The organism is Streptomyces sp. NPDC055400 (genome assembly GCF_053644375.1).
This window is the reverse complement of record NZ_JBSHLM010000007.1, coordinates 92,062-118,025: the sequence shown is the minus strand read 5'-3', so window position 1 is coordinate 118,025 and position 25,964 is coordinate 92,062. Positions and strand designations below refer to the sequence as shown.

25 protein-coding genes are annotated in these 25,964 nt (G+C 71.2%); 14 read left to right on the top strand and 11 right to left on the bottom strand.

Features of this window, described 5'->3' with window-relative positions; all coding sequences use genetic code 11:
* The 5 genes from ACWIGU_RS19915 to ACWIGU_RS19895 all read right to left on the bottom strand — a co-directional run bounded on the left by ACWIGU_RS19915 (position 1) and on the right by ACWIGU_RS19895 (position 4,974).
* Positions 1-990: a zinc-dependent alcohol dehydrogenase family protein gene (locus ACWIGU_RS19915; RefSeq protein WP_454402611.1), complete on the bottom strand. Its 990-nt coding sequence runs from the start codon at positions 988-990 to the stop codon at positions 1-3.
* A complete protein-coding gene (locus ACWIGU_RS19910; protein ID WP_356274749.1) occupies positions 987-1,817 on the bottom strand; it encodes a carbohydrate ABC transporter permease in 831 nt (276 codons plus the stop codon). The genes ACWIGU_RS19915 and ACWIGU_RS19910 overlap by 4 nt, the downstream gene beginning before the upstream one ends.
* Complete coding sequence (locus ACWIGU_RS19905; RefSeq protein ID WP_454402609.1) at positions 1,814-2,749, bottom strand: carbohydrate ABC transporter permease; 936 nt, start codon at positions 2,747-2,749, stop codon at positions 1,814-1,816. The genes ACWIGU_RS19910 and ACWIGU_RS19905 overlap by 4 nt, the downstream gene beginning before the upstream one ends.
* On the bottom strand, positions 2,746-4,116 hold the full coding sequence (locus ACWIGU_RS19900) for an ABC transporter substrate-binding protein (RefSeq protein ID WP_454402607.1): 1,371 nt from the start codon (positions 4,114-4,116) through the stop codon (positions 2,746-2,748). The genes ACWIGU_RS19905 and ACWIGU_RS19900 overlap by 4 nt, the downstream gene beginning before the upstream one ends.
* A 96-nt stretch (positions 4,117-4,212) precedes the next feature.
* Positions 4,213-4,974: a DeoR/GlpR family DNA-binding transcription regulator gene (locus ACWIGU_RS19895; RefSeq protein WP_454402605.1), complete on the bottom strand. Its 762-nt coding sequence runs from the start codon at positions 4,972-4,974 to the stop codon at positions 4,213-4,215.
* 469 nt (positions 4,975-5,443) lie between these two features.
* Between ACWIGU_RS19895 and ACWIGU_RS19890 the strand changes: the two genes are divergently transcribed.
* Both ACWIGU_RS19890 and lysA read left to right on the top strand, forming a co-directional pair.
* Positions 5,444-5,743 carry an SAV_915 family protein gene (locus tag ACWIGU_RS19890; protein ID WP_356274761.1) on the top strand — a complete coding sequence of 100 codons (300 nt, stop codon included), beginning with the start codon at positions 5,444-5,446 and terminating at the stop codon, positions 5,741-5,743.
* A 14-nt stretch (positions 5,744-5,757) separates the two neighbouring features.
* Positions 5,758-7,098 (top strand): diaminopimelate decarboxylase, encoded by a 1,341-nt coding sequence (gene lysA, locus ACWIGU_RS19885; protein ID WP_454402602.1) that lies wholly within the window; start codon positions 5,758-5,760, stop codon positions 7,096-7,098.
* Between the two features lie 9 nt (positions 7,099-7,107).
* On the opposite strand, the gene ACWIGU_RS19880 is transcribed toward lysA, so the two are convergent.
* Positions 7,108-7,917, bottom strand: a complete 810-nt coding sequence (locus tag ACWIGU_RS19880) for an NAD-dependent epimerase/dehydratase family protein (RefSeq protein ID WP_454402600.1) — start codon at positions 7,915-7,917, stop codon at positions 7,108-7,110.
* Positions 7,918-8,147: 230 nt separating this feature from the next.
* Between ACWIGU_RS19880 and ACWIGU_RS19875 the strand changes: the two genes are divergently transcribed.
* From ACWIGU_RS19875 to ACWIGU_RS19865, 3 genes are read left to right on the top strand one after another with little or no spacing between them, the layout of a single operon-like run.
* Entirely contained in the window at positions 8,148-9,098 is a 951-nt protein-coding gene (locus ACWIGU_RS19875; RefSeq protein WP_454402598.1) for a 5-dehydro-4-deoxyglucarate dehydratase, read from the top strand.
* A complete protein-coding gene (locus ACWIGU_RS19870; protein ID WP_454402596.1) occupies positions 9,095-10,258 on the top strand; it encodes a hypothetical protein in 1,164 nt (387 codons plus the stop codon). Before ACWIGU_RS19875 ends, ACWIGU_RS19870 begins: the two co-directional genes overlap by 4 nt.
* 60 nt (positions 10,259-10,318) lie before the next feature.
* Entirely contained in the window at positions 10,319-11,707 is a 1,389-nt protein-coding gene (locus ACWIGU_RS19865; protein ID WP_454402594.1) for a S28 family serine protease, read from the top strand.
* Here ACWIGU_RS19865 and ACWIGU_RS19860 read toward each other — a convergent pair.
* Positions 11,682-12,860 (bottom strand): MFS transporter, encoded by a 1,179-nt coding sequence (locus tag ACWIGU_RS19860; RefSeq protein WP_454402592.1) that lies wholly within the window; start codon positions 12,858-12,860, stop codon positions 11,682-11,684. The genes ACWIGU_RS19865 and ACWIGU_RS19860 overlap by 26 nt on opposite strands.
* A 155-nt stretch (positions 12,861-13,015) precedes the next feature.
* On the opposite strand from ACWIGU_RS19860, the gene ACWIGU_RS19855 reads away from it, so the two are divergent.
* Positions 13,016-13,624, top strand: coding sequence for a TIGR03086 family metal-binding protein (locus ACWIGU_RS19855; RefSeq protein ID WP_454402590.1), 609 nt, complete (start codon positions 13,016-13,018; stop codon positions 13,622-13,624).
* Positions 13,625-13,626: 2 nt separating this feature from the next.
* Here ACWIGU_RS19855 and ACWIGU_RS19850 read toward each other — a convergent pair whose 3' ends face one another.
* Positions 13,627-13,938: a hypothetical protein gene (locus tag ACWIGU_RS19850; protein ID WP_454402588.1), complete on the bottom strand. Its 312-nt coding sequence runs from the start codon at positions 13,936-13,938 to the stop codon at positions 13,627-13,629.
* Between the two features lie 328 nt (positions 13,939-14,266).
* Here ACWIGU_RS19850 and ACWIGU_RS19845 point away from each other — a divergent pair, with 328 nt between their 5' ends.
* From ACWIGU_RS19845 to ACWIGU_RS19835, 3 genes are all read left to right on the top strand, one after another.
* On the top strand, positions 14,267-15,064 hold the full coding sequence (locus tag ACWIGU_RS19845; protein ID WP_454402586.1) for an HAD family acid phosphatase: 798 nt from the start codon (positions 14,267-14,269) through the stop codon (positions 15,062-15,064).
* Positions 15,065-15,171: 107 nt separating this feature from the next.
* Complete coding sequence (locus ACWIGU_RS19840) at positions 15,172-16,575, top strand: NCS2 family permease (RefSeq protein WP_454402584.1); 1,404 nt, start codon at positions 15,172-15,174, stop codon at positions 16,573-16,575.
* Positions 16,576-16,596: 21 nt separating this feature from the next.
* Positions 16,597-17,370: a hypothetical protein gene (locus ACWIGU_RS19835; protein WP_454402582.1), complete on the top strand. Its 774-nt coding sequence runs from the start codon at positions 16,597-16,599 to the stop codon at positions 17,368-17,370.
* A 6-nt stretch (positions 17,371-17,376) separates the two neighbouring features.
* Here the strand turns inward: ACWIGU_RS19835 and ACWIGU_RS19830 are convergent, their stop codons facing one another.
* Positions 17,377-18,840, bottom strand: a complete 1,464-nt coding sequence (locus ACWIGU_RS19830) for a peptidoglycan D,D-transpeptidase FtsI family protein (protein ID WP_454402580.1) — start codon at positions 18,838-18,840, stop codon at positions 17,377-17,379.
* Positions 18,841-18,991: 151 nt separating this feature from the next.
* On the bottom strand, positions 18,992-19,765 hold the full coding sequence (locus ACWIGU_RS19825; protein ID WP_100592459.1) for an IclR family transcriptional regulator: 774 nt from the start codon (positions 19,763-19,765) through the stop codon (positions 18,992-18,994).
* Positions 19,766-19,899: 134 nt separating this feature from the next.
* On the opposite strand from ACWIGU_RS19825, the gene ACWIGU_RS19820 reads away from it, so the two are divergent.
* From ACWIGU_RS19820 to ACWIGU_RS19805, 4 genes are all read left to right on the top strand, one after another.
* On the top strand, positions 19,900-21,432 hold the full coding sequence (locus ACWIGU_RS19820; RefSeq protein ID WP_454402578.1) for an aldehyde dehydrogenase (NADP(+)): 1,533 nt from the start codon (positions 19,900-19,902) through the stop codon (positions 21,430-21,432).
* A gap of 51 nt (positions 21,433-21,483) precedes the next feature.
* Entirely contained in the window at positions 21,484-22,092 is a 609-nt protein-coding gene (locus ACWIGU_RS19815; RefSeq protein ID WP_454402576.1) for a DUF1349 domain-containing protein, read from the top strand.
* A 115-nt stretch (positions 22,093-22,207) separates the two neighbouring features.
* Positions 22,208-22,924: a DsbA family oxidoreductase gene (locus tag ACWIGU_RS19810; RefSeq protein ID WP_454402574.1), complete on the top strand. Its 717-nt coding sequence runs from the start codon at positions 22,208-22,210 to the stop codon at positions 22,922-22,924.
* A 115-nt stretch (positions 22,925-23,039) separates the two neighbouring features.
* The gene (locus ACWIGU_RS19805) at positions 23,040-24,092 is read left to right on the top strand and encodes an aminotransferase class V-fold PLP-dependent enzyme (protein ID WP_454402572.1); all 1,053 of its coding nucleotides are present in this window, start codon (positions 23,040-23,042) and stop codon (positions 24,090-24,092) included.
* 80 nt (positions 24,093-24,172) lie between these two features.
* Here ACWIGU_RS19805 and ACWIGU_RS19800 read toward each other — a convergent pair whose 3' ends face one another.
* Positions 24,173-24,673, bottom strand: coding sequence for a MarR family winged helix-turn-helix transcriptional regulator (locus ACWIGU_RS19800; RefSeq protein WP_454402570.1), 501 nt, complete (start codon positions 24,671-24,673; stop codon positions 24,173-24,175).
* A gap of 178 nt (positions 24,674-24,851) precedes the next feature.
* Between ACWIGU_RS19800 and ACWIGU_RS19795 the strand changes: the two genes are divergently transcribed.
* A complete protein-coding gene (locus tag ACWIGU_RS19795) occupies positions 24,852-25,919 on the top strand; it encodes an alkene reductase (RefSeq protein WP_454402568.1) in 1,068 nt (355 codons plus the stop codon).
* Positions 25,920-25,964 lie beyond the last annotated feature (45 nt).

The following is a 25,964-nucleotide window of genomic DNA, read 5'->3' as shown; positions in this document are numbered from 1 at the left end:
TCACGGCACCACCACGATCTTGCGCCCCACCCCGGACGCGAACTGGTCGAGCGCCTGCGGATAGGCGTCGAGCGGCAGCCGGTCGCTGATGAAAACGTCCGGGTCGAGGACACCTCCCGCGAACAGTTCGGCGGCCCGCTCGTAGCTGTGCAGGACCGCCATCGAGCCGGTGATGGTGATCTCCTGGTTGTAGATCCGGTACGGGTCGACGGACACGCGCGTCGCGTAGTCCGCGACGCCGAACTGGAGGAACGTCCCCGCCTTCGCGACCCGCTCGAGACCGTCCTGGATCGCGCCCGCGTTGCCCGTCGCGTCGATGACGACGTCCCAGCCCTGCGGCCGGTCGAGTTCGTCCGCGTTCGCCCCGGACCCCGAGACGCCGAGCGTGCGGGCGGTGGCGAGCCGGTCCGCGTTGAGGTCCACGACGTCGACGCTCGCGGCGCCGGTCCGCTTGGCGAGCTCCAGCATCATCAGGCCCATCGTCCCGGAGCCGTAGATCAGCACATGGGAGCCGAGGCGCGAGTTCAGCACGTCGTAGCCGCGCACGGCGCACGACAGGGGCTCGATGAGGGCCGCGTCCTCGGTGCGGACATGGTCGGGGAGGCGCACGCAGTTGGCCACGGGCGCGACGGCGTACCGGGCGGCGCCGCCCGCGGTGGTGACGCCGATCGCGGCCCACCGCTCGCAGAGGTTGTTGTGGCCCGAGCGGCAGTACCGGCACTCGTAGCAGTACAGCGACGGGTCGACGGCGACGCGGTCGCCGACCGACACCTCGCGCACGTCACGCCCGAGACCGACGACCGCCCCCGCGAACTCATGACCGGGCACCACCGGCAGCGTCGGCGCGAACTCGCCCTGGAGGATGTGCAGATCGGTACCGCACAGCCCGCACGCCGCGACCTCCACGACGACGTCACGCGGACCCGGCGTGGGGTCGGGGACCTCCGTGACCACTGCCTTGCCGACGGACTCGATGACGGCGGCCTTCATTTCACAGCTCCCAACGACAGGCCCTGGACCAGTTTGTCCTGGGCGGCGAATCCCGCGGCGAGTACCGGCAGGGAGACAACGAGGGACGCGGCGCACACCTTCGCCAGGAACAGGCCCTGGCTCGTGATGAAGCCGGTCAGGAAGACGGGCGCGGTCTGGGCGACGACACCGCTGAGCACGCGCGCGAAGAGGAGTTCGTTCCAGCTGAAGATGAAGCAGATCAGCGCGGTCGCGGCGATGCCCGGCATGGCGATGGGGGCCACCACGCGCGCGAGGAGGGTCGGCAGGCGCGCCCCGTCGATCCGCGCGGCCTCGATGACCGCGATCGGCACCTCGGCGAGGAACGACTGCATCATCCACACCGCGATCGGCAGGTTCATCGAGGTGTAGAGGATGACCAGGAGCCAGATGTTGTCGAGCATCCCGGCGCTCTTGGCGAACAGGTAGATCGGCAGGAGGCCCGCCACGACGGGGAGCATCTTCGTCGACAGGAAGAAGAACAGGACGTCGGTCCACTTCTTCACGGGCCGGATCGACAGCGCGTACGCGGCCGGCAGGGCCAGGACCAGGACGAACAGCGTCGAGGCGAGTGAGGCCACCGTCGAGTTGACGAGCGCGGGCCACGGGCTCGCGCCGCCCGCCGTGCCGAAGAAGTCGCGGTAGCCGTCGAGGGTGAGGGAGGCCGCGAACGAGGGCGGGTTGGTGGCGGCGTTCTCCTCCGAGTGGAAGGACGTCAGCACCATCCAGGCGATCGGCAGGAAGAACAGGATGCCGGCGAGCCAGGCGACGAGCCCCAGCCCTTTCAGACGCGGGATACGGAGATTCATGCGCGGGACGCCTCCTCACGGAACAGCGACGACACCACGCGCAGCGCGAACGTCGCGATGATGATCGAGCCGATGACGACCAGGACGCCGGCGGCCGACGCGAGGCCGTTCTCGTGGGCCTGGTAGAAGCTCTGGTAGACGGTGTACGGCAGGTTGGCGGTGCCGAGGCCGCCCGAGGTGATGGTGAAGACGGCGTCGAAGTTCTGCACGATGTACACCGAGCCGAGCAGGGCGCCCAGTTCGAGATAGCGGCGCAGGTGGGGCAGCGTCAGATACCGGAAGACCTGCCAGTTGCCCGCGCCGTCCATCCGGGCCGCCTCGATCAGTTCGGGGGAGCGCGACTGCAGGCCCGCGAGCAGGATCAGCATCATGAACGGCGTCCACTGCCACACCAGGGCCGTCTCGACGGCGAGCAGCGGGGTGTTGGAGATCCAGTCGGGCTGGGGGCCGCCGACGTAGTGCAGCAGGCCGTTGAGGAGCCCGTACTCGGGGTTGTACAGGACGTGCTTCCACAGCAGCGCGGCGGCGACGGGGACCAGCAGGAACGGCGCGATGAGGAGCGTGCGCACGAGGCCGCGGCCGCGGAACTTCCGGTCGAGGAGCAGCGCGAGGCCGAGCCCGGCGACCAGGCTCACGATGACGACGGTCACCGTCAGCAGGATCGTCGTCAGGACGGACTTGCGCAGGTCCGCGTCGGTGAGCACCTCGCTGTAGTTGGCGAACCAGGTGAAGCGGCGGGCGTCCGGATACAGGGCGTTCCAGTCGAAGAACGAGATCACCAGCGTCGCCACGAAGGGCAGCTGGGTCACCACGATCATGAACACGAGGGCGGGCAGGAGCGGGGCCCTGGTGGCCCAGGCGCGCAGCCGGCCGGGGGACTTGGCGGTGCCCACGCGCGCGTGGGCGACGGGAACGGTCGTGGTCGCGGTCATCGTCCCTCGTACTCCTTCGCGATCTCGTCGGCGAGCTTCTGGGACTTGTTGAGGGCGGTGCCGACCGACTGGCGTCCGGCGATGGCCGCGCTGATCTCCTGCGAGACCTTGGTGCCGAGATCGGTGAACTCGGGGATGCCGACGAACTGGATGCCGGGCGCGGGCCGCGGCTGGACGCCCGGGTCGCGGGGGCGGGCCCCTTCGATGGCCGCGCGCGTCACGTCCTGGAAGGCGGCGGCCTCCTTGCGGTACTCCGGGTTGGTGTACGTCGAGGCGCGCTTGCCGGCCGGCACGTTCGACCAGCCGATCTCCTTGCCGACCAGGTTCTCGTAGCCCTTGCCCGACGCCCAGGAGACGAACTTCCACGCCTTGTCGGGATTGCGCGAGGCGTTCTGCACGCCCCAGGCCCAGGTGTAGAGCCAGCCCGAGCTCTCCGTCTTGTCGACCGGCGCGGGTACGTAGCCGATCTTGCCCTTGACCGGGGACTTCGCCGATTCGAGCGAACCGGCGGCGGCCGTGGCGTCGTACCACATGGCCGTCTTGCCCTGGGTGAGGTTGTTGAGGCACTCGGCGTAGCCGGACTGGGCGGCTCCGGACTCGCCGTGCTTGCGGACGAGGTCCACGTAGAAACGGGTCGCCTTCTCGAATCCGGGCGAGGTGAGCTGCGCCTTCCAGTTCTTGTCGAACCAGGTGCCCCCGAAGGTGTTCACCACCGTCGTCAGCGGCGCCATGAGCTCGCCCCAGCCGGGCAGGCCGCGCAGGCAGATGCCCTTCATGCCGGGCTCGGCCCCGTCCGCCTTCGCGGCGAGGCCGGCGACCTGCTGCCAGGTGGGGTGCGCGGGCATGCGCAGGCCCTTCTTCGCGAAGACGTCCTTGCGGTACATGAGGAAGGACGACTCTCCGTAGAACGGCTGGCCGTAGAGCTTCCCGTCGTCCCCGGTGAGCGACTCGCGCATCGGCCCGAGGATGTCCCGCTCGTCGTACGCGGTGTCCTTGCGCGCGTACGAACCCAGCTCGTGCAGCCAGCCGTTGCGGGCGTAGATGGGGATCTCGTAGTTGCTCAGCGTCGCGACGTCGTACTGGCCCGCCTGGTTGGCGAAGTCCTGGCTGATCTTGTCGCGGACGTCGTTCTCCGGCAGGACGGTGAAGTTGACCTTGATGCCGGTCTCCTTGGTGAAGTGTGCGGCGGTCAGCTTCTGCAACTCGGTCATCTGCGGGTTGTTCACCATCAGGACATTGATGGAGTCACCGCCCGAGCCGGTCCCGCCGGCACCGGCCCAGCAGCCGGAGAGCAGCGGGGTGAGCAGCGTCCCTGCGGCGGCCGCGGCGCACAGCGCGCGCGGCCTCCGTCGGCTCTGGGTTCGCATGAATGCTCCTGAACGTATGAGGCAATTAAGGAGAAAGAGGGAGGAAAGGGGTACGCCGGGGTGTGCGGAACCCGTCGGCGTACGCAGGCAGGGGTGTCAGACGCGGATGACCTGGGGCCCCTGCAGCGCATAGCGGTGAGCCTCGGACGCGGGCAGTTGCGTGCTGGTCACGATCGCCTCCAGTGAGGAGACCGGCGCGAACCGGCAGAAGCTGACCGCCCCGAACTTGGTGTGCACACCCGCGAACACGGTGCGCCGGGAGGCCCGCACGGCCTGCGCCTTGACCTCACTGACCGCGGGGTCGGGCGTGGTCAGGCCGTGCTCGCGCGAGATGCCGTTGGCGCCGATGAACGCCAGGTCGATCACGAACCCGGCGAGCATCTTCGTCGTCCAGTGGTCGACCGTGGCCAGGGTGCCGGACCGCACCCTGCCGCCGAGCAGCAGCACCGTCGTGTTCTCCGCCTCGGCGAGTGCGCCCGCCGTGGCCAGCGACGCGGTGACCACGGTGAGCGGCCGGTCGCGCGGCAGGGCCTCGGCGATGAGCTGGGGGGTGAACCCCTCGTCGACGAAGACGGTCTCCGCGTCCCCGATCAGCTCGGCCGCCGCGGCGGCGATCCGGCGCTTCTCCGGGACGTGCATGGTGGTGCGGAAGGCGAGCGTCGTCTCGAAACCCGCGCTCTCCACGGGATAGGCGCCGCCGTGCGTGCGCCGCACCAGGCCGTGGTCCTCCAGGGCCCGCAGGTCGCGCCGTACGGTCTCCTTCGCGACGCCGAGCCGGGCCGCGAGCACGGTGACGTCGACGGAGCCGCTGCGGCGTGCGGCGCGCACGATCTCCCGCTGGCGTTCCTCCGCGCTCATGCTGTGCACCTCTCTGTGCGGTCCTTGCTGTGCTGTCCGGACCGTCCTGTCCGGGCCGTGCGGTCCCTGCTGTGCGTTCCGGGCCGGGCGTGTCCGGTGTCCGTCCGCCGCCCGTTCGGGCCCGTGCGGTGACTCTGGAAAATTTGTACAGCGGGCCCGCGGCTGTGACCAGGTTCGTTACCGGTCCGATGCTGCCCGTCTGTGCCCGTTCGCACCGGCGCCTGCCCGCCGCGGACCTGGGGCGGTGCGCGGAAGCGGGCAGGACGATGCCCGTTCGGGGGACCGCGGCCGCCCGTTCGCTGCCCGCCTGCCGCGCTCGCTTTGCGTCAAGGAGCGCCGAGAAGGCGTCAACAGTGCGTCATCGGCAGGGCCGGAGAGGGGGCAGGCGGGCATAACGTCCTTGCCGGAGCACTCTTCCGTCAGCACGCTGTGTCAGTCCGCACTCTTTCCCCGCCACCCAGGAGCAGCCGTGAACGACCGCATCGAAGCCGACGACGCCGAACCCTGCGAACCCACCCCGGCCGGGCCCCTGTTCGTCCCCGTCCGGCCGGGACCCGGGACCTGCGCGACCCGCCTCTTCCGCACCGCGCGCGGCGGCCGCACCGCCGTCGGCTTCACCAGCGAGCGCCTCCTCGTCGACGTGCTCGGCCCCGGCCAGCCGTGGATCAGGCTCGCCGAACCCGCCCTGCGGGCCCTCACGGGACCGGTGGGCGTCACCGAGCTCACCGTCGACCCACGCCCGGCGGCAGCGACCGCAGGCCGCGGCTGAGGGGGCCCGCCCGCATGGCCGTCACGACCGTAGCCGCCGCGATCCCGGCGCAGTCGCCCGACGATCTCTCCGTCTGGCCCGCCACCACCGTCCGGGGCCCGCACGGCGACCCGACCGTCTCCGGGGTCGAACTCGTCGACGTGGCCGAGCAGTTCGGCACGCCCGTCCACGTACTCGACGAGACGGACGTGCGCGCACGCTGCCGCGCCTACCGCAGCGCCTTCCCGGGCGCCGACGTCCTCTACGCGGCCAAGGCCTTCCTGTGCCGCGCGATGGTCCACTGGGTCCACGAGGAGGGCCTCGGGCTCGACGTGTGCTCGGCGGGCGAGCTGGAACTCGCCGTCATCGCGGGCCTGCCGCCCGAGCGGATCGTCTTCCACGGCGACGCGAAGAGCCCCGACGACCTGCGCGCGGCCCTGCGGCACGGCGTGGGGCGCATCGTCGTCGACTCGACCTCCGAGATCGCCCGCCTCGCCGCGTACGTCCCCCGGGGCACCCGGCAGTGCGTCATGGCCCGCGTCGTGCCGGGCGTCGCCGCGGGCGGGCGAGCCGCGAGCCGCACCGGGACGGACGACCAGAAGTCCGGCCTGTCCATCGCGGACGGCTCCGCGATGCACGCCGTGACCCGCCTCGTCGAGCAGCCGGGGCTCGAACTGACCGGACTGCACTGCCACATCGGCTCACAGATCGACACCGTGAAGCCGTACGTCATCGCCGTACGGCACCTCGTCGGCCTGATGGCCCGCATCCGCGACCGGCACGGGATCGCGCTGCCCGAGCTCGACATCGGCGGCGGCCACGCGGTCGCCCACCGGCCCGGCGACCACCCGCTCGACGTGCCCGAGCTGGCCCGCCGTGTGCGCCGGGAACTGGCCGACGCCTGCGCCCAGTCGGACCTTCCCGTGCCGCGCCTCGCCGTCGAGCCGGGGCGGGCCGTCGTCGCCCGCGCGGGCGTGGCCCTCTACCGGGTGCTCGCCGTGCAGCGCACCGGCGCCCGCGTCTTCGTCGCCGTGGACGGAGGCATGAGCGACAGCCCGCGGGCCGCGTTCCACGGCGTCCGCTGCGTGCCCCGCCTCGTCGGCAGGCGCTCCACGGCGGCCGAGCGCCCCGTCACGGTCGTCGGGCGGCACTGCGAGGCGGGCGACGTCCTCGCCTCGGAGGTGCCGCTGCCGGACGACGTTCGGCCCGGAGATCTTCTCGCCGTGCCCGTGGCGGGCGCCTGCCACCTGTCGACGGTGTCCGGCCGCCACCTGGTGGGGCGGCCGCCCGTCGTCGCCGTGGCGGACGGGCGGGCCAGGCTGCTGGTGCCCCGCGAGTCGGCCGAGGACGTCAGGAGCCGCGACGCAGGGCTCTGAACTGCCGCCTCAGTACGGCCAGACGGGCGGGTTCGTCACGAAGTGACCGCCCATCCGCGTGTGGTCGGGGTTGGCCGGGTCCAGCTCGCCGAACTCGGCGATCAGCTTCTCGGCGTACTGCTCCGAGTCGTCCTGCGGCTCGTAACCGAGTGCCCGCGCGGAGGACAGGTCCCACCACACGCGCGTGTTGTCGGACGAGCCGTAGACGACCGTGTGCCCGACGCCTTCGGCCCTGATCGCCGCGTCGAAGAGCCTCGCGCCGTCGCCCGGGCTCAGCCACACCGACATCATGCGTACGTTCGTCGGCTCCAGGAAGCACGAGCCGATGCGCACGGACACGGTCTCCTGGCCGAACTTGTCCCAGTAGAACTGCGCGAGGTCCTCGCCGAACGACTTGGACAGGCCGTAGTAGGTGTCGGGGCGGCGGGGCGTGTCGATGGGAACGCGGGGGTCGCCGTCCGCGGGGCGGGGCGTGTAGCCGATCGCGTGGTTCGACGAGGCGAACACGATGCGGCGCACGCCTTCCTCGCGCGCGGCCTCGTAGAGGTTGTAGAGCCCTTCGATGTTCGCCTTGAGGATCTTGTCGAAGCCGGACTCCAGGGAGATGCCCGCGAGATGGATGATCGCGTCGACGCCGCGCACGGCCTCGCGCAGGGCGTCCCGGTCCGCGAGGTCGGCCGTGATCGCGTCCGGCTCGCCCTCGATCGGCCGGGCGTCGAGGAGGCGCAGCTCGTACCCGTAGGCCGGAAGCAGCCCGCGCATCAGGGTGCCGAGGCCGCCGGCGGCTCCGGTGAGCAGGACGGTGCGGGGAGCAGGCATGCGGGAGTCTCCTCGAATAGTCAGCCAGATGGCCGCATTCATGCACGGCATTCACATCCGTGGACACGCTAAAGATTGCCGCCAGGGGTAGTCAAGTCTCCCGCGGAGGCTCGAAATCCGCTGCCAGGATGCGAGTTAGCGTGCTTGACCCGTGCCCCGGGGGCGGATTAGCGTGAGCGAGTTCAGAAATATAGACGCAAATCAGAACCGTGCACGCCAAGGGAGAGCCCGTGACGTCAGCCCCTCTCGCCGCTCGACTCAGCATCCCCAGCGGGCCGCTGTTCTTCCCGGTCACCGCCTTCGGATCCGACGGCACCCTTGACCTCGACACCTTCCGCACCCATGTGCGCCAGGGCGTCGAGGCCGGGGCCGCCGCGGTCTTCGCGTGCTGCGGAACGGGCGAGTTCCACGCTCTGACCCCCGAGGAGTTCCAGGCGTGCGTGGCCGCGGCCGTGGAGGAGACCGCGGGACGGGTACCGGTCGTCGCGGGGTCCGGGTACGGCACGGCCCTCGCCGTGCGCTACGCGCGCCTCGCCGAGGAAGCCGGCGCCGACGGGCTCCTCGCGATGCCGCCCTACCTCGTCGTGGCCGGCCAGGAAGGCCTGCTGCGCCACTACTCGGAGCTGGCTGACGCGACCTCCCTGGAAGTCGTCGTCTACCAGCGCGACAACGCGGTGTTCACCCCCGAGACCGTCGTCGCCCTCGCCCGCCACCCCAAGATCCTCGGCCTCAAGGACGGACTCGGCGACCTCGACCTCCTCCAGCGCACCATCAGCGCCGTACGCGCCGAGGGACTCACCGACTTCCTCTACTTCAACGGCCTGCCCACCGCCGAGCTCACCGGCCTCGCCTACCGCGGCATCGGTGTCGGCCTCTACTCGTCCGCCGTGTTCTGCTTCGCGCCCGACATCGCCCTCGCCTTCCACACGGCCCTGCGCACCGGCGACGACGCCACGGCCCACCGTCTCCTCGACGGCTTCTACCGGCCGCTCGTCGAACTCCGCAACGAGGGCCGCGGCTACGCCGTCTCCCTCGTCAAGGCCGGGGTCCGGCTCGCCGGCCTCGACGTCGGCGAGGTCCGCCCGCCCCTGCACGAGCCCACCGACGAGCACGTCAAGCGGCTCGCCGGCATCGTCGAGCGCGGCCGCGCGCTCCTGGCCGAGACGGGGGACCAGGCGTGAGGGCGTCGGCCTTCGTCTACCCCTGGGACGTCAACGGCGACCCCGAAGCCGCCGACCGCATCGCCGGCCTCGGCGTCCAGCAGGTCACCCTGGCCTCCGCCTACCACTCCACCCGCTCCCTGACGCCCCGTCACCCGCGCCACCGCGTCGTCACGGCAGAACACGCCGCGGTCCTCTACCCGCCGGGCGACCGCTGGCAGGGCCGGGACCTGCGGCCGTACGAGGCGGGGGACTGGGCTCCCGGCGACGCCTTCGGCGAGGCCGCCGAGGCGCTCGCGGGCGCCGGGCTCGACGTCCACACCTGGGTCGTCCTCGCGCACAACTCCCGTCTGGGCGCGGAGCATCCGGACACCTCCGTCGTCAACGCCTACGGCGACCGCTACCCGTGGGCCCCCTGCATCGCACAGCCCGCCACACGCGCGTACCTCGTCGACCTGGCGGCGGAGGCGGCCGTGCGGCCCGGCGCGCGGGGCACCGAACTCGAATCCCTCGGCTGGTACGGGCTCGCGCATCTGCACGCCCACGACAAGACCGCGGGCGTCGGCCTCGGCGACGCGGGCCAGTACCTGATGTCGCTCTGCTTCTGCCCGTCGTGCCGCGACGGCTACGGCCGGCAAGGGCTGGACGCCGTGGAGCTGGCGGGTGACGTCCGGCGCGCGCTGGAGCCTGTGTGGCGCGGGGACGGCGCCCCGGACGGCGGCTGGGAGGCGGTGGAGAAGCTGCTCGGGGCGCGCACGGCGGCGGGCACGCGCGCGTGGCGTGACGGCGTCGCCCATAGCCTTCAGGAGGAAGCCGTCGCCGCGGTCCGCGCGCAGGCCCCGGACGGATTCCGGATCCTGCTGCACGCCGACCCGGTGTCGTACCACTGCGGGGCGAACGCGGGCGTGGACCCGGCGCACATCCTCGCCGTCGCGGACGGCGTGATCGTGCCGTGCACCGGCGGCGCGGAGCCGGCAGCCCCCTTCGCCGCTCAGGGCAGGGGAGTGGTGGCCGCCAACCTCACCGTGGTCGCCGGGATGGGCGGGAGCCCGGCCACGCTCGCCGCCGACGCCCGGCGCGCGGCCGAGCTGGGCGCGAACGAACTGCGGCTCTATCACGTGGGGTTGGCGTCGGACAGCGATCTGAAGCTGATCGCGGAGGGCCTGTCGGACCTCACCTGAAAGCGGTTACCATCCGCGCACCACAATCGACGCTTCCTACGGAGGGGACACGAGGTGCGCGTGCGTAACCAGGGTCGTAGACGGGGGCACAACCAGGGGCGTGGCCGGGGGACGGCCGCGCTGTTGTGCGCGGGGATGATGGCGGGTGCGGCGGTGCTCGGCGGGACGGTCCCCGCCGGGGCGGCGCAGGGGGACGTCGCCGGAAATGCCGCCCAACAAGAGGACATCCAGGCGCAGTTGGCGGCCATTCCCGGCATGACGGTCGTCTCGGTGACCGACAAGGAGGGCTACCCCTTCTACACGCTCACGTACGCGCAGCCGGTCGACCACCGCAACCCCAAGGCCGGCACGTTCACCCAGCGCCTCACGCTCTGGCACAAGGCGGCCGCCAAGCCCACCGTCTTCTACACCGGCGGCTACACCCTCTCCTCCAGTACGCGCGAGATCACCAAGCTGCTCGACGCCAACCAGGTCTCCATCGAGCACCGCTACTTCGCCGAGTCCCGCCCCAAGGGCGCGGCGGGCGACGACTGGTCCAAGCTCACGGTCTGGCAGGAGTCCAGCGACGAGCACCGCGTCACGCAGGCCCTGCGCACCATCGAGAAGGGCAAGTGGCTCGGCACGGGCGGCAGCAAGGGCGGCATGACCGCCACGTACCACGAGCGCTTCTACCCGAAGGACCTCGACGCCGTCGTCGCGTTCGTCGCCCCGAATGACGCCGACAACAAGGACGACAGCGGCTACGAGAACTTCTTCAAGACGGTCGGCACGCCCGAGTGCCGCGCCGCCCTGAACGCCGTCCAGCGCGAGATGCTGGTGCGCCGCGACGCCCTCATCCCCAAGTTCGAGGCCGACGCGGCGGCGGCCGGGGACACGTTCGAGGAGACCCTCGGAACCACCGACAGGGCCTACGAGTTCGCCGTGCTCGACCAGGTCTGGAACTTCTGGCAGAGCGGCACGATCGACGACTGCCCGACCGTGCCCGACGCCAAGAAGGCCACCGACGACGAGCTCTACACCTGGTCCAAGGGCCACGGCTTCAGCGTGTACCAGGACGAGACCCTCGGCACGAACGGCACCGGGCCCTACTACCGGCAGGCCGCCACCCAACTCGGCTGGGCCGACCTGGAGTTCAAGCACCTCAAGGACGTCCGCCACTACCCGGACATCTACCAGCCCAACTCGGTCCTGCCCGCGGCGATGCGCGGTACGTACGACGGCTCCGCGATCTCCGGCGTCGACAGGTGGGTCAGGACACACGGCGAGCGGATGATGTTCGTCTACGGACAGAACGACCCGTGGAGCGCCGAGAGGTTCACCCCGAGCGGGCACGACTCGTACCGCTACGTCGTGCCCGGCTCCAACCACGGCGCGTCCATCGCCAAGCTGCCCGCGGACGAGCAGGCCAGGGCTGTCGCCACGGTCAAGCGCTGGGCCGGCGTGCAGTAGCGCACGCGAGCACGAGTCCGGCCGCGCCGAGCAGCGGCAGCAGGACGCGGTGGTCCACGACCGCGATGAGGCCCGCGCCCATCGCGAGGGCCACCGCGTTCGGCGCGAACACCAGCGTGTTCGCACTCGCCACCGCGCGGCCGACGAACGCGTCCGGGGTCTCGCGCTGGACCGCGGTGAGCGCCGCGATCAGGACGCACGGCAGGCCCATGCCGATCGCCGCGCTGCACCCGAGTGCCACGGCGTCGTACGGGAGCGCGCGCAGGCCCGCGCCCGCCGCGAACAGGGCGATCCCCGCCGCCGCGAACCGGCGCTCGCCGAGCCGCCGCAGCAGCCCTCCCGCGGCGAGCCCGGAAAGGACCGAACCGGCGCCCTGCACGGCGTACAGGACCCCCGCGTACGAGGGGGAGCGGCCGAGGCCGCCGTCGACGACCGCGTAGAGCGCGGCGCCGTTCAGGCCCGCCAGCAGCATGGTGGCCGCGGCGGCCAGGACGAGGGGGCGCAGCCGCTCCTGCCGCCACAGCGCGTGTACGCCCTCCGCGGTGCGCGCCCACACACCCGTGGCCTGGCGTGCGGGCGCCGGCTCCCGGACCCGCAGCCGCGCGTACAGCCCGGCCGCGGCGGCGAAGGTCGCGGCGTCGAGCAGGGCCACGCCGCCGCCTCCGTACACGGCGAAGAGGCCCGCGCCCGCGAGCGGGGCGACCAGTTTCATGCCCTCGTCGGCCGTCATCCGCAGCCCGTTGAAGTCACCGAGCGCGTCCTTGCCGACGACGGCCGGTACGAGGGCGGCCTCGGCCGCGTCGGTGACGACGCCGCATGTCCCGTACGCGACGAGGACCGCGAACAGGATCCACAGCCGGCCCGCCGAGTCGACGGCGAGCAGCGACAGGAGCAGCAGGCCGAGACCCAGGTTCGCGGCGACGAGGAGGGGCCGTCGCCGGGTGCGGTCGGCGACCGTGCCGAGCAGGGGCCCGGCGAGCGTGGGCGCCCACAGCGCGAAGGCGCACAGCGCGGCGAGGCTGTCCGAGCCGGTCAGGTCCTTCACCCAGATCCCGGCGGCCAGCCACATGGCGGAGGTCCCGAACCCGGACACGACGATGCCGGCCAGGAGGAGCGGGGAACCGCCCCGTGTGGCGGTAGAAGTGAACGTCATGCCAGGTCATCGTGGTGCTAAGGCCCCCGGCGGGGGATCGGGAGGATGCCCTAGGCGGATGCGCCGATGACTTTCGGGCGGAGCCGGGGTCTACAGGTACATACGCAATGCGAGTCCTGGATTCGTGAGTCCTGAAAACAAGCAAGGAGCCCGACATGCCCGACGCGACCGACCGGACGGCGCAGCAGATGGTGGACTTCGGCCCGCAGACGCGGATCGCGGCGCGCCTCGCGGACAAGGTGGGCGAGGACCAGCTGAACCTGACGACCCCGTGCCCGGAGTACGCGGTGCGCAACCTGCTCGGGCACATCCTCGGACTGACGGTCGCCTTCGGCGACGCCGCCCGCAAGAACCTGGGCCCGACGACGGACACGAGCCCGACGGCGTCCCTGCCCGACATCACGGACGGCTGGCGCGACGCGCTGGCCAAGGCGCTCGACGACCTCACGGAGGCCTGGCGCGACCCGGCGGCCTGGCAGGGGATGACCCGGGCGGGCGGGGTCGACCTGCCCGGAGGGGTGGCGGCGTTCGTCGCTCTGGACGAACTCGTCGTACACAGCTGGGACTTGGCGAAGGCGACGGGTCAGGACTACGTCCCTGACGAGGCCGCCCTGCACGCCGCCCACACCTTCCTGCTCCAGTCCGCCGAGGGCCCCCGCCCCGACATCTTCGGCCCGGTGGTCCAGGTGGAGGACTCCGCGCCCCTGCTCGACCGGGCCATCGGCCTGAGCGGCCGCGACCCCGGCTGGAAGCCGGCTGCCTGACGTCAGTTGAGGTGCCAGAGGGCGTACGAGGCGATCAGCAGGACGAGCCCGGCGAACGCCATGAGCACGCCCAGGAACCGCAGGTACCCGGGCGTGCCGAAAACGCTGGGCGCCGCGTCGAGCAGCCCCATGGCCGCCCAGGTATCAGCATTCTTCCGCCGAATCCGCTCGGACCGCCGGGTGGTGATCCCGCGCACGTCGAACGCCCAACTCGCGCCGCACCAGAGGGCGACGAGCCCTCCGAGGGCGAAGACGGCCAGAAGCACGACCGAGGGTGCGTGGGTCCCGGAGGCGAAGGTGAGGGCTGCAGTCATTGTCTTTTCCCTTGATGGGACCAGCGGTAAGAACCGGGGCCGGTAGTAATCTTCACGTTTTCGGTCCCGCCCGGTCGGCTCGATCTGTTCCCGGCTGAAGGACACGAGTCGGTCGGCCCGCCCCTCCCTGGGTGCAACTGCCTTCCCGACTCTCGCGTGTGCGATCCATGACCCTGGGCGAGGCGGGTCAAGGGGAGGTCATGGGCTGATCATCTGTGGGTCAGTGAGAAGTGTCCGGGCCTCGTGGCCGCGGGTTCGGCTGTGGATCAGATATCGATCGGGCAAAGGACCTCGCGCCCGCCGGTGTGACGCGCGTAGAAAGCGTGTCATGCAGAAGCCCCTACGTATCGCGGCCGTTGCCGCCGCATCCTGTGCCCTCGCCGGCGCCGCCCTCTACGGGACCGGTGTCGCGAACGCCGGCGGAGAGTCGGCGCACACCACCGCCGAGCCCCACAACATCGGGCAGCTCGTCAAGGAGATCGACTCCTACTACGGCACCTCCCTCGACGCGAACGGTGTCTACCAGGCGTCCCCGTCCAGCCAGTACGCCCAGGACCTCGGTCGCATCGAGGCGGGTGCGAAGAAGCAGATCGCCCAGGCTGCCGCCGGGCGCCACCACAAGGGCGACAAGCCCGCCGTCGTCTTCGACATCGACGACACCCTTCTTCTCAGTCTCGACTACGAGAAGAAGACCAACTACGTCTACAACGACGCCACGTGGAAGGAGTACGTCGCCAAGGCGAACCGGCCCGCCGTGTTCGGGACGCCCGATCTCATCGCGTACGCGCAGGGGAAGGGTGTCGAGGTCTTCTACAACTCCGGGCTGGGCGAGGCGCAGCGCGGCGCCGCCGTGGAGAACCTCAAGAAGGTCGGCATCGACGTCAACCTCGACGCCGCCCACATGTTTCTCAAGGACAAGGCCAACCCGCCCGCGTACTTGAGTAGTTGCGCCACCGCCAGTGCCTGGAACTGCACCACCGTGCAGTACAAGTCGGGCACCCGCAAGCACATCGAGTCTCTCGGCTACGACGTCGTCGCCAACTTCGGCGACCAGTACTCGGACCTCGAGGGCGGGCACGCCGACCGGACGTACAAGTTCCCGAACCCGACGTACTTCGTCGAGTGATCACGGCCTTCCGCGCCCGCATTCTGTAACACGGCGAAAACCTGAAACGGGCTCCTCGGGGGAACAATCCAGCCACCACTCGCCACGGCTGACCCGAGGAGCCCGTCATGCTCGCCCCGTTGGACCGTTATTTCCGTATCACCGCACGTGAATCCACGTACGTGCGCGAAGTGCGCGGCGGATTCGCCACGTTCTTCACCATGGCCTACATCCTCGTCCTGAACCCGATCATCCTGGGCAGCGCGAAGGACAAGTTCGGGCATCAGCTCGACGGGGCCGAACTCGTCACCGCCACGGCCCTCGTGGCCGCCGTGATGACCGTCATCATGGGTGTCGGCGGCAATCTGCCGCTCGCCCTCGCGGCGGGCCTCGGCCTCAACGCCGTCGTCGCCTTCCAGATAGCCCCGCTCATGAGCTGGCCCGACGCGATGGGGCTCATCGTCCTGGAGGGGCTGCTGATCTGCGTCCTCGTCGTCACCGGGCTGCGCGAGGCCGTCATGCGCGCGATACCCCAGCCGCTGAAACAGGCCATCAGCGTCGGCATCGGACTGTTCATCGCGTTCATCGGCTTCGTCGACGCCGGGTTCGTGACCCGGATCCCCGACATCGCCAACTCCACCGTGCCGGTGCAGCTCGGCGGCACGGGCACTCTCTCCGGCTGGCCCGTCCTCGTGTTCTGTCTCGGCGTGCTGCTGACCGTCGGGCTGCTCGCGCGCAAGGTGAAGGGCGCCATCCTCATCAGCATCGTCGTGATGACGGTCGTGGCCGTCATCATCAACTCCGTCGCCGATGTGAAGAGTTGGGGCCTGACCACGCCCGAGATCCCGGACGACGTCTTCGCCGCGCCCGACTTCGGGCTGCTCGGCGACTTCAGCGTCTTCGGCGCGTTCGGCCAGACCGGCGCCCTCACCGTGATCCTGCTCGTCTTCACCCTCATCCTGTCGGACTTCTTCGACACGATGGGTACGGTCGTCGGGATCACGGCTGAAGCCGGGCTGCTGGACGAGAAGGGCCAAGTACCCAATCTTGGGCGGGTGTTGTTCATCGACGGTGCCGCCGCTGCCGTGGGCGGCGCGGCCTCCGCCTCCTCCTCGACCACCTACATCGAGTCCGCCGCCGGGGTCGGCGAGGGCGCCCGTACCGGATTCGCCAACCTCGTCACGGGCGGCCTCTTCGCGCTCTCCCTCTTCCTGTCCCCGCTCCTGACCATCGTGCCGCTCCAGGCCGCGGCCCCGGCCCTCGTCGCGGTCGGCTTCCTGATGATGACGCAGGTCAAGCACATCGACTGGGACCGGTACGACATCGCGGTGCCGGCCTTCCTGACCATCGCCGTGATGCCGTTCACGTACTCGATCACCAACGGCATCGGCGCCGGATTCCTCGCGTACGTCGTCATCAAGACCGTCCTCGGCAAGGCGCGCGAGGTGCACTGGCTGCTCTGGGGCGCCGGCGCCCTCTTCCTCGTGTACTTCGCGATCGACCCCGTGGAGCAACTGCTCGGCGTCAAGTAGAGGGTGATCTACCGTGGTGCGGTGACCGCGTATCTGGACCGTCTCGCCGAACTGCTGCGCGAGCAGTACGGGCTTGTGCCGGACCATGTCGCGGATGTCGTCGCCGATCTCGCGGCGCATCTCGCGCGGTCCGGGGGAGCGGATCCGCAGGACGCGTTCGGCCCGGTCGACGCGTTCGCCCGGCGCCTCGCTCCGTCCGGGTCCGACGCCCCCGCCGACGAGCACCTGGAGACCTGGCGCTGGCTCGCCGACACCTACGCCGACGAGGATCTCCTCAACCGCTTCGGCGACGAGGGCTGGGAGGTCGAGCGGGTCGACCCGCTCGGCCGCTTCGTCAGCCACCGCGACCCCGAGCGGCCCCGGCGCTGGGAGTACCGGCGTGAGCTGGTCACCGGGGAGCGCGAGGGCCTCGACGAGCGGCTCGCGCGTGACGGCTGGGAGCCGTGCGGCGACTGGGTCGTGCACGCCTGGTTCAAGCGGCCGAAGGCGGCGGGCGCGGGCGGCTCGGCTCACGGGCTCCCCGAGCCGCCGCCGGTCCCGCCGCGCGCCACGCTCCTGCGTCCCGTGAGCCGCCGCAGCACCGTGCTGCTCGGCATCTTCCTGGTCCTCGCCGCCGCGGCGGCGGTGGCCCAGGCCGCGACCACGGGCCTCGGCTACGGGTTCGGTTTCGCGGTGGGGCTGGTGATCGGGGCACTGGTGCCGGTCGTGGCGACCGTGGTGGTACGGGCACGGGGCCGGCGCCCGCGTAACGGCCCCGCCGCGCACCCGCCTGCCTCGGGTGCCCCGGTGTCGTGATCCCGGCTACCCCTTCAGCGCCGCCGACATCATCGCCTTCGCGATCGGCGCCGCGAGACCGTTGCCGCTCACCTCCGAGCGGGCCGCGTCCGACTGCTCCACGACGACCGCCACAGCGACCTCCTTGCCGGTGGAGTCGTCCTTCGCGTACGACGTGAACCAGGCGTACGGCGTCTTGCTGTTGTTCTCGCCGTGCTGGGCCGTACCCGTCTTGCCGCCCACCGTCGCGCCCGCGATCTGCGCGTTCGTACCGGTGCCCTGCTCCACGACCGTCTCCATCGCCGACCGGAGCTGCGAGGCCGTGGAGCCGCTGACCACGCGCGTGTTGTCGCCGTCGGCGAAGCTCTTGATCGCGTTGCCGTCGGCGTCCGTGACCTGCGAGACCATGTGAGGCGAGGCCTGCTGGCCGCCGTTGGCGATCGTGGCCGAGACCATCGCCATCTGCAGCGGCGTCGCCGTCACATCGAACTGGCCGATGCCCGACAGACCGGTCTGCGCCTTGTCCATGTCCTTCGGGTACACGCTCTGCGAGGCCCTGACCGGCATGTCCTGCTCGGCGTCGTTGAAGCCGAACTTCTCGGCCATCGCCCTGACCTTGTCCTGGCCCAGGTCGACGGCGATCTTCCCGAAGACGTTGTTGCAGGAGTAGCGCAGCGCCGTACGGATCGAGGCGTCCTCGCAGGGCGCGGACGCGCTCTCGTTCTTCAGGTCGGTGGTCGTGCCCGGCAGCCGGAACGGGTTCGGGCTGTCGGTCTTCGCGTCCACCGACGAGTAGAGCCCGTCCTCCAGCGCGGCCGCCGCCACGACCAGCTTGAACGTGGACCCGGGCGGCAGCGCCTGCTTGATCGCGCGGTTCAGCGTCGGCTGGTCCTTGTCCTTCGACAGCGCCGTCCACGCCTTGCCGTCCGTGGACGAGTCCGAGCCGCTGATCTTCGACGGGTCGAACGACGGCGTCGAGACGAGGCCGAGCACCTTCCCGGTCTTCGGGTCGATCGCGACGGCCGCGCCCTTCTTGTCGCCGAGCGCGCGGTACGCGGCCTTCTGCACGGACGGGTCGATGGTCGTGACCACGTCACCCGGCTCGGTGTGCTTGCCGGTGACCGCGTCGACGGGGTTCTTGAGCCGGGTGTCCGTGCCGTCGAGGATGTCCTGGTAGATGCCCTCGAGCTGCGTCTGGCCGTACACCTGCGAACTGAAGCCCGTCACACCCGCATAGAGATCGCCGTCCTTGTACGTGCGCTTGTACGCGAGGTCGCTGCCGTCGCCCGTTCTCTTCGAACCGGTGACCGCCTCGCCGCCCACGACGATGTCGCCCAGGGGATACGCGTACTGCTCCATCACGTTCCGCCGGTTGTCCTTGTTGTCCGCGAGGGCCCGGCCGTCGTAGAACTGCACCCACGTCGCCCTCACCAGCAGAGCGAGCACGAGGAGCAGACAGAAGACCGAGGCGCGTCTGATCGTCTTGTTCATCCCGCACAGAAGACGAGCGACGGAGAGCGAATCGTTCCGTTCCGGCCCGGTTTCTCAGTGAATCCTCATCATGAGATCCGTGTCACGGGCCGGCAGGCGATCCGCCTCCGCCGCGCGGGGGAGACGGGCCGCCCCTCGTGGAGCCCGCGCGTCAGAGCCGGCGCGTCGCCAGCGTCAGCCGGTCGCGGGCGTCGAACAGCGCGTCCTTCACCATCTGCTCGTGCGCGGGGGTCAGGCGCGCCACCGGCACCGAGCAGCTGATCGCGTCGCGCGCCGGTGTGCGGTACGGGATCGCGACGCCGAAGCAGCGAAGCCCCAGCGTGTTCTCCTCGCGGTCCACCGCGATGCCCTGCTCGCGCACCGTGTGCAGCTCCTCGATGAGCTTCTCGCGGTCGGTGATGGTGTGCTCGGTGAGCGCCGGGAGCGTCTCGGGGAGCATCTTGCGGACCTGCTCGTCGGTGTGGGTCGCGAGCAGTGCCTTGCCGAGGGACGTGGAGTGCGCGGGCAGCCGGCGGCCGACGCGGGTGAAGGGCCGCAGGTAGTGCTGCGACTGGCGCGTGGCGAGATAGACGACGTTCGTGCCGTCGAGGCGCGCCAGGTGGATCGTCTCCGTGGTGTCGTCGGAGAGCCGGTCGAGGGTGGGGCGGGCCGCGGCCACCACCTCGTCGCCGTCGATGTACGACGTGCCGACGAGCAGGGCGCGTACGCCGATGCCGTACCGCGTGCCTGTCGCGTCCGTCTCCACCCAGCCCAGTTCGACGAGCGTGCGAAGGAGCATGTACAGGCTGGACTTGGGGTAACCGACCGCTTCCTGGACGGCCGCCAGGGAGTGCATTCCGGGCCGGCCCGCGAAGTATTCGAGCAATTCCACGGTCCGTACCGCGGACTTGACCTGGGCCCCGCCGCCCGTCTCACCTGCCGACATTCCCTTGACCCCTTCGTTCGACCAGAATTAGTGTCCTGAGTCCGTAGCGTATTCATCATCAGGGACAGTGTTCAGCATATCGAACAGCTGCTGTTCGTCGTCAGGTGAGCGGCACAAATCTGGAGGAACCCGCGGTGGCAGCAGCACCAGTCTGGAGTGTCGACCCCCGAACCGGGAAGCAGCGGGAGCAGGTTGCGGTGGAAGCCACGGCCGAGGAGGTGGACCAGGCGGTCCGTGCCGCGCACGCCGCCACGGGCGCCCTCGCGGACCGCACCGTGCGCGCCGCGTTCCTGCGCAGCGCCGCCGAGCTCCTCGACGCCTCCAAGGACCATCTGGTGGAGGCCGCGGACGCGGAGACCGCGCTCGGTCCCGTCCGCCTCACCGGTGAACTCGCCCGCACCTGCTACCAGTTGCGGGCCTTCGCGGACATCGTCGACGAGGGCGCCTTCCTGGGCATCGTCATCGACCACCCCGACGACTCGGCGACCCCGCCGATCCCGGACCTCCGCCGCTACAAGGTGCCGCTGGGCGTCGTCGCCGTCTACTCGGCGTCGAACTTCCCGTTCGCCTTCTCCGTGCCCGGCGGCGACACCGCGAGCGCGCTCGCCGCGGGCTGCCCGGTCGTCGTCAAGGCCCACCCCGACCACCCGGCCACCTCCGAACTGGTCGCCTCGGTGCTGCGCAGGGCCGCCGCCCAGCACGGTATTCCGGAGGGCGTACTCGGCCTGGTCCACGGCTTCGAGGCGGGCGTCGAGCTCGTGAAGCACCCGCTGGTCTCGGCCGCCGGATTCACCGGTTCCGTACGGGGCGGGCGCGCCCTGTTCGACGCGGCGGCCGCCCGCCCCGTGCCGATCCCCTTCCACGGCGAACTCGGCTCCCTCAACCCCGTGGTCATCACGGCCCAGGCCGCGGCCGAGCGCGCCGAGCAGATCGGCGCCGGGCTCGCGGGCTCCATGACGCTCGGCGTCGGCCAGTTCTGCGTGAAGCCCGGCCTTGTCTTCGCGCCCAGCGGCGCCGACGGCGACCGCCTCCTCAAGTCCCTCACCGACGCCGTCAGCGACACCGACGCGGGAGTGCTCCTCGACCACCGCATGCGCGACAACTTCGTCGCGGGCGTCGCCGAGCGCGCGGAGCTGCCCGACGTGGACGCCCCCGTGACCCCGGGCGCGGGCAGCGAGCACACCGTCAGCCCCGGCTTCCTCACGGTCCCGGCCCAGCGCCTGGCCACCGAGGGCGGCGACCACGACCTCCTCCTGGAGGAGTGCTTCGGCCCGGTGACGGTCGTCGCCCGCTACGAGGACGACGCCGAGGTCACCTCCGTGCTCTCGCGGCTGCCCGGCAACCTCTCGGCCACCGTCCACCTGTCCGAGGGCGAGGCCGCGGGCCAGGGGCGCGGCGCCGAGATCCTCGCCGAGCTCACCCCGCTCGCGGGCCGCGTCCTGGTCAACGGCTGGCCCACCGGCGTCGCCGTCGCCCCCGCCCAGCACCACGGCGGCCCGTACCCGGCCACGACGTCCACCTCGACGTCCGTGGGCGGCACCGCCGTCGAGCGCTGGCTGCGCCCGGTCGCGTACCAGAACACCCCCGAGGCGCTCCTGCCGCCGGAGCTGCGCGACGACAACCCGCTGGGCCTGCCGCGCCGCTACGAAGGCCGCCAGGAACTCTGAACCGCCCGACCCTCACCGGGCAGCCCGACCCGCACCTGGAAAACTGACCCGATGGACATCGAACTCCCCGAACTCCCGTTCCCGCTGCGCACCTACGGCCCCGACGGGCACTGGTCGTACGAGGACGGGGTCCTCACCGGCTGGGCCGGACCCCGCCAGGACCGCTTCGTGCCGCCCACCGGCACGGCCCTGGACCCGGCGTCCGACGCGCCCCGCCTGCTCGGGGCGCCGAAGGGCGACTTCCAGCTGCTCGCCCGGGTCACGGTCGGCTTCACCGCCGCCTTCGACGCGGGGGTGCTCTATCTGCACGTCGGCGAGCGCGAGTGGGCCAAGCTCTGCCTGGAGCGCTCGCCCGACGAGCCGACCGTCTGCACCGTCGTCACGCGCGGCCGCTCCGACGACGCGAACGCGTTCGTCGTGGGCGGCAGCACGGTGTGGCTGCGCATCAGCCGCACCGGTTCGGCGTTCGCCTTCCACGCCTCGCCGGACGGCGAGAAGTGGACCTTCGTCCGGATCTTCTCGCTGGGCGACGAGGAGTCAGCGGGCGCGGCCCTGGTCGGCTTCATGGCGCAGGCCCCGGTCGGTGACGGCTGCGTCGTCACGTACGAGGCCATCGAGTTCCGCCCGAGCTGGCCACAGGGCCTGAAGGACGGTTCCTGACCCCTCGGGAACCCAGGGGCACCTGACGCCCGGCCCGGGGAATGAGCCGCCGGAGCCGGGCGTTGAAGGGGGTCGCAGGGCAGACCCTGCGCCGTACGAATCTGGAGTGACCCCCATGCGCGTCGAGATCTGGTCCGACATAGCCTGCCCCTGGTGCTACGTCGGCAAGGCCCGCTTCGAGAAGGCCCTGGCCGCCTTCCCGCACCGTGACGGCGTCGAGGTGGTCCACCGCTCCTTCGAGCTCGACCCGACGCGCGCCAAGGGCGACAGCGGACTCGTCATCCCGATGCTCGCGCAGAAGTACGGCATGACCGAGGACCAGGCGCAGGCCGCCGAGCGCAACCTCGGCGAGAACGCCGCCTCCGAAGGCCTCACCTACCTCACCGAGGGCCGCGACCACGGCAACACCTTCGACATGCACCGCCTCCTCCACTTCGCGAAGGAGCAGGGCCGTCAGGACGAGCTGATCGGCCTCCTGTACCGAGCGAACTTCGCCGACGAGCGGTCCGTCTTCGCCGACGCCGACGAGTACCTGGTCGGCCTTGCCGCCGAGGCCGGACTCGACGCCGACGAGGCCCGCGCCGTCCTCGCCGACCCCGCCCGCTACGCGGACGACGTGCGCGCCGACGAGCGCGAGGCCGCCGAGCTCGGCGCGAACGGCGTGCCCTTCTTCGTCCTCGACCGCAAGTACGGCGTCTCCGGCGCCCAGCCCGCCGAGGTCTTCGCCCAGGCCCTGGAGCAGGCGTGGGGCAGCCGCTCGCCGCTCCAGGTCATCGACAGCGGCGACGCCGAGGCCTGCGGCCCGGACGGATGCGCGGTCCCGCAGAACTGACACGGGCCGCGGGAGCGGCACGCAGCCCCGGGAGCAGCATTTATAAGAGGCGCTTAGGGGTACTGCTCAACAACGCGCAATGGACCGATAGTTGGCCAGGCGGCACAGTGGACTCATGGAGACTCTCGATCACGCGCTCGTGCGCGCCGAGTTCGCACCCGTCACCAGCTATCTGAACACCGCGAGCACGGGGCTGCTCCCGTCCCGCACGGTGGCGGCCATGACGGACGCGGTCGCCTCTGTCGCGGCCGGCCGTCCCGCCGACATGTTCGCGGACGTCGAGGCCGCCCGCGCCGCCTTCGCCCGGCTTGCCGGGGTTCCGGCCGACCGGGTGGCGGCCGGCGCCTCGGTGGCCGTCTACACCGGGGTCATCGCCGCCTCGCTCCCGGCGGGCGCCGAGGTCCTCACCGCGCAGGACGACTTCAGCTCCACCGTGAACCCGTTCTACGTACGCGGCGATCTCAAGGTCCGCACCGCGCCCCTGGAGGGGATCGCCGACGCCGTCCGGTCCGGCACCGCGCTGGTCGCCGTCAGCGCGGCCCAGTCCGCCGACGGACGCGTCGCCGACCTGCCCGCGATCCGCGAGGCGGCTCGCGCCCACGGCGCCCGCACCTACGTCGACTGCTCCCAGGCCGCGGGCTGGCTGCCCGTCGACGCGGACGCGCAGGACTACACGTCCACCGTCGCCTTCAAGTGGCTCCTGTGCCCGCGCGGCGTGAGCTTCCTCGTCGTCCCGCAGGACATGGGATCCCTCAGCGCGGTCTTCGCGGGCTGGGTCGCGGGCGAGCACCCGTGGGACAGCTGCTACGGACCCGTCGAGGAACTCGCCCACTCCGCACGGCGGTTCGACGAGAGCCCCAGCCTCTTCTCGTACGCGGGCGCGCGGCACTCCCTGGCGCTCATCGAGGAACTCGGCGTCGACGCGATCCGCGCCCATGACCTCGCCCTGGCGGAGCGCTTCCGCGCGGGCCTCACCACACTCGGCCACGAGCCCGTGCCCGCGCCGGGCTCGCCCATGGTCTCCGTCCCGGGCCTCGGCGTACGGCAGCCGGAGCTGAGCCGGGCCGGGATCGAGGTCTCCCACCGCGCGGGCAACCTGCGGGCGGCCTTCCACCTGTACAACACGGAGTCCGACGTCGACCGGCTCCTCGAGGCGCTGTCGGGCTGAACCCTCCGGGCCGACCCTGCCCGTCGGGCCGCTCCGGCCTCCGCCACCCATCCGGAGCAGGCCCGCCCGCGGTCCCCGGATCACCCGTCGGCAGGCTCCGCCCCCGGGCAGCTCGCCGCGTCCGTGCACAAATTCGCCTCGACCTTGGCGAGCAGCCGCAGGAGTTCGGTCCGCTCCTCCTTGTCGAGGCCGCGCAGCGTGTGGTCCTCCAGGTCGCCCCACTTGTGCTGCACGTCGCCGAGCAGGCCGCAGCTGGCGTCCGTCGTCTCCACGAGCACGGCCCGCCGGTCGCGCGGGTCGGGGGAGCGGCGTACATGACCGGCCTGTTCGAGCCGCTGGAGCATCTTCGTCACCGTGGAGGGGTCCAGGTCGACCGCCTTGATGAGCTCCGACTGGCGCAGGGGCCCCCTGTCCCACAGGTGCATCATCAGGAACTCCTGGCCCGGATAGAGGCCGAGCCCGCGCAGCAGCTTGCCCGCGGTGATCCGGTGCAGCCGCGCCACGCGGGAGAGCGCATGACTGACGGGACCGCAGCGGGCGGCCTCGGGCAGGTGCTCACTACAGGCTGGCTCGTCCGTCATGGCGACTCCTGATCGGTTCCGGCCTCGCCGTGGAGTCCGGTCTCTCCACGGGGTTTCGGTCTTCACGTAGAGATTACCTTGGTCGGCCAATGAATGGGTTACAGTGGCACACGGCTCGATTACTTGGCCGACCACATATTGGTCGGCGTTACGTTGCCCGCCCTTGGATGGAGTAGCCATGACCACCGCCTTCGACCCGATCGACCTCTCCGGCGTCCAGCTCGCCAACCGCATCGCCATGGCCCCGATGACCCGCAGCCGGGCCGGCGAGGGCGGCACCGCCACCGACCTGACCGCCGAGTACTACGCGCAGCGCGCCTCGGCCGGCCTGATCATCACCGAGGGCATCCAGCCGTCCGCCGTCGGGCAGGGCTACGCATGGACCCCGGGCCTGCACAGCGACGAGCAGATCGCCTCCTGGCGCAAGGTCACCGACGCCGTGCACGCCAAGGGCGGCAAGATCTACGCGCAGATCATGCACGCGGGCCGGATCAGCCACCCCGTGCTGCTGCCCGAGGGGGAGACCCCGGTCGCCCCGTCCCCGGTCGCCCCGGCGGGCCAGGGGTTCACGCATGAGGGCATGAAGGACTTCACCACGCCGCGGGCGCTGACCGGCGACGAGGTCCGCGCCACCATCGCCGACTACGCCACCGCCGCCCGCAACGCGATCGAGGCCGGCTTCGACGGCGTCGAGCTGCACGGCGCCAACGGCTACCTCATCCACCAGTTCCTCGCGCCCAACACCAACCTGCGCGACGACGAGTGGGGCGGCAGCGTGGAGAACCGCATCCGTTTCGCCGCCGAGGTCGTCAAGGCCGTCGTCGCCGAGATCGGTGCCGAGCGGACCGGGCTGCGGATCTCGCCCGGGAACCCGTACAACTCCATCGAGGAGAGCGACCCGGCGCCGACGTACACCGCGCTGGTCAAGGAGATCGAGCCGCTCGGCATCTCCTACCTGCACGTCCTCGAGAGCTCCGACATCCGCGAGCTGACCCTGGCGCTGCGCAAGCAGTTCTCGGGCACGTTCGTCATCAACGTCCTCAGCGACGGGCCCACCGGGCACGGCGACCTCTCGGTGATCGAGGACGGCATCGCCGACATCATCACGTTCGGCGCGCTCTTCCTCGCCAACCCCGACCTGCCGGCCCGCCTGAAGACGCAGGGTCCGTACAACACCCCGGACCCGGCCACGTTCTTCGGCGGCGACGCCAAGGGCTACACGGACTACCCGGCGCTCACCGCCTGATCCCTTCCGTCCGACCGCCTCCGCATACGCGAGCTGGGGCGGCCC